General features: G+C 32.8%; 4 protein-coding genes. 2 read left to right on the top strand and 2 right to left on the bottom strand.

Annotated elements, in window-relative coordinates; genetic code table 11:
• Positions 1 to 239: 239 nt before the first annotated feature.
• Positions 240 to 911 (bottom strand): helix-turn-helix domain-containing protein, encoded by a 672-nt coding sequence (locus AC1DSL_RS16605; RefSeq protein ID WP_477533048.1) that lies wholly within the window; start codon positions 909 to 911, stop codon positions 240 to 242.
• Between the two features lie 555 nt (positions 912 to 1,466).
• Between AC1DSL_RS16605 and AC1DSL_RS16600 the strand changes: the two genes are divergently transcribed.
• Complete coding sequence (locus AC1DSL_RS16600; protein ID WP_477533047.1) at positions 1,467 to 1,958, top strand: peptide ABC transporter substrate-binding protein; 492 nt, start codon at positions 1,467 to 1,469, stop codon at positions 1,956 to 1,958.
• A 150-nt stretch (positions 1,959 to 2,108) separates the two neighbouring features.
• A complete protein-coding gene (locus AC1DSL_RS16595) occupies positions 2,109 to 2,684 on the top strand; it encodes a hypothetical protein (protein WP_477533046.1) in 576 nt (191 codons plus the stop codon).
• Positions 2,685 to 2,772: 88 nt separating this feature from the next.
• Here AC1DSL_RS16595 and AC1DSL_RS16590 read toward each other — a convergent pair.
• On the bottom strand, positions 2,773 to 3,188 hold a 416-nt coding region (locus tag AC1DSL_RS16590), incomplete at its 5' end, for a hypothetical protein (RefSeq protein ID WP_477533045.1).

The raw sequence follows: 3,188 nt of genomic DNA, 5'->3' as shown, positions 1-3,188 counted from the left end.
CGTAGTGGGAACATACAATGCTTCTTTCTTGTTGAACTAACGGAGGCTTTGGTAAAAAATTGTTGAGCTGTGCATACAGCTCTTTTTTTCTTCTTAACTAAAGGGGCAGTYTAGTTGAATAAGAATTTGGATTAACGGTAGTTGAATGACAGGCTGACATAACACTAGTTATTAGAAAAAAACAAAAAACAGTAAGTAAAAACCGTCCGTTTTAGCTACTGTTTTTTAGTTGTTTTAAATTACTTGGTAAGATTTCCAAGGGTACCAAGTAATTTCATGTTTCCTTCTTTGACATCTTCTATCAAATAAACTTTTGTCTCGTCTGAAAATGAGTCTGGAGCCATGAAAGAGTTACTTTGTGGTGTTTCTTTGTTTGCTACAATTGAGAAAGGATCAAATATTGTATCTAGAATTATATAAATTGATTCATCTTCCACATAGACTAAAGCAAATTCAGGTTCTATCCGATAAAATATATTTTCTGATGTCGCTTTAAAAGYGATTGCGGTATCCGCATCATTTTGACTAACGCTTGAAAGTGTAATATCAAAAATTTCGATTCCATTGAGCGAAATATCTACACCCGTTTTGATGGTCGTTGATAGCATGAACATGTAACCAAATATAATGCCAATAAAAATGAGTAATAATGCTGTTAAAATTTCAAATCTTTTTTTCTGTTTAGTATCTAAAGAAAGTTTTTTGACCATTTTAGAATCCTCTCGTAATAGATTATCAAGAGAAACATCATACAAATTACTAATAGATACTAAGTTATCTAAATCAGGATAACTTCTTCCCACTTCCCAACTAGAAATAGTGGATCGGGAAACATTTAGTATATTTGCTACATTTTCTTGAGTAAGCTTTTTTTCTAATCTAGCTTTTTTTAATTTCGATCCGATTTCCATAATGTTTTCTCCCTTCGAATATATTATCTAAAGAATTCTAACATAATCCTAGCCAAGATTATTATCGTTGGTATGAAAGGGATGACAAGAATTTTGTCATCCCTTTCATACCAACGAAGTTAGCTGGTTATCGTTATGCAATTAAATGGTTTTCATCGTAGACGGCTAAATCAATTTTTAAGGACAATCACATTTACAGAATGTTTGGAGGCTAGTCTTCCTCGTGCATAATTCAACTAACAGGTGCTTTAGTTAAGATCATCAGGCTGATTATCAGCCCTTTTCTTATTGAGCTAACGAGGCAGGTTAGTTGAATAAGGAATTGGAACTTTTAGGATAAAGAAACGTATTAATAAATGGTTTGAATTTTCCTGTCACTTAAGGGGGATGTATTTGAAAACATTTATAAAGGTGTTAATGGCATTATTAGTAATTGTTTTATTAGCATTTATACCACAGAGGGTGAAGGACTTCGAATTTAGGAAATGAACTTCAAACTAATACCACATTACCGGCGATATTTAAACAAGACCAATTCAGAGAGGGGAACAAAAGATGCAAAGTAAATATTTCTTACTTTTATTAATAACTTTATTAGTTTCTGCATGTAGTAATAATAATGTTAAGGTCGTGTCCCAAAATGCTGAAGAAGCCTATACCCTCTTGTTAGAATCACTTATGAATGAAGAAGAATCATTAAATAACGATATTGAATATATATCTATTGATTTGAGTAATATCAATGGTTTGAGAGAGGAGCAAAAACAAATAGTAAAAACTTTCTTCAAATCTCCGGACGAAGTTGAAGTTTTGGACTTAACTTTAGATGAATTAAGAGAAGAGAATTTATTTGATGCTGATTCAAATACGTTAACTGGTATTCTATTAACAATTGAGGAAATTAATTTTTACCAAGACGCTGAATTTGCTAACTTCAAGGGTTCAAAGTATAGGTCAGATGAAGATGTGGTAACTGTTGAAGGTAAAATGCAGTACACTGATGGGCAATGGGAGTTAATAGAAATCAAACAAACATCGGAAAGTTAATTTCTATTTCAACAAGGTACTTTAGTTCAATATCATTGGGTTGCTAAGGCAGCTCTTTTTATTTAACTAACGGGGCAGAATAGTTGAATAAGAAGATGTAATTTTGATTGATTATCAGCAGTTAAAAAAATTGAAAGGGGACGTATAAGTGTGATTGATTATTTTGAACGTAAAATTAGATTAAGGGACTTTGAAGTGTGGGATATTCGAATTGGCGACCAACATTATGCTTTAGCCATTTTAGATGAATTTCGACCTGCCACATTTGATGATTTTGAAATTCCAGATTTAATTTATGAAGAAGATGAACARCGTGTAAACTATGTCTCTGCTACATATTTCTCTGATGAAGCTGTTAAAGATGAACATAAAGAAATACTGCGTGAATTTGCACAAATGCTTACAGAACACTTGGCATTGGCACATTGTGAAGTAATTATAAAGATTTATCAAGAGAACCCTGAAAAAGCGATAGAACTAATGATGTTAACGAAATATGGTTTTAAAGAATCAGACATACCATTAGATAAGTTATTGCATTTTAATCAAGAGAAGAGGCCTTTAGTTCTTGTTCTACTAACGGGTGCTTTAGTTGAAGAACAGAAGATCGTCAKAGACGGTCTTTTTTGTTTGGCTAAAGCCYCAAGWCAGATTGGATATTTATTCWTGGGACTGGGAAAGCGAAACCGCCARAAGCCCGTCAAATCAACGATGTATATTCGGTGAAYAYGAGATGGATCGGTAGTTTTATTTGAGAAAACAATAATCCGTGCCATTTTTTCCATAGAAAAAACGCCCTTTTAGGCGTTGGGTATTAATTGCTTGCTGCTGTTTCGGTTATTGTTTTATCTGGGTTCAATACATACGTCCAAACTTTCCCGTCATCGCCTTTATAAAAATAAGAATACATAATAGCCTTGCCGTCATTAAAGTTAATAAATAGCTGGGATTTTACGTTCTCATCTTTAATTTCCTTAAATGCAACCGTTTTTACAGTTTGTTCATAGTTATATTTGTTTTTAACGTTGTCGTACATCCAAGTTTCAATATTCCCCTCGAATCCCGAAACAAAATCTTGACCAAATATCTCTTTGACATTTTCTTGGGTTAACTCTATTTCCGCATTGCTTAGTACAAAATTTTTATCAATTATATTTCTCGTTTTTACAGTTGATTTTGAGTCAGTTCTTAAATATCCCAGAATTTTTCCTTCCACGCTATCCATCGGTT

It is taken from the genome of Paenisporosarcina sp. P4_D4, assembly GCF_056401835.1.
This window is presented reverse-complemented; position numbering and strand designations above follow the sequence as displayed.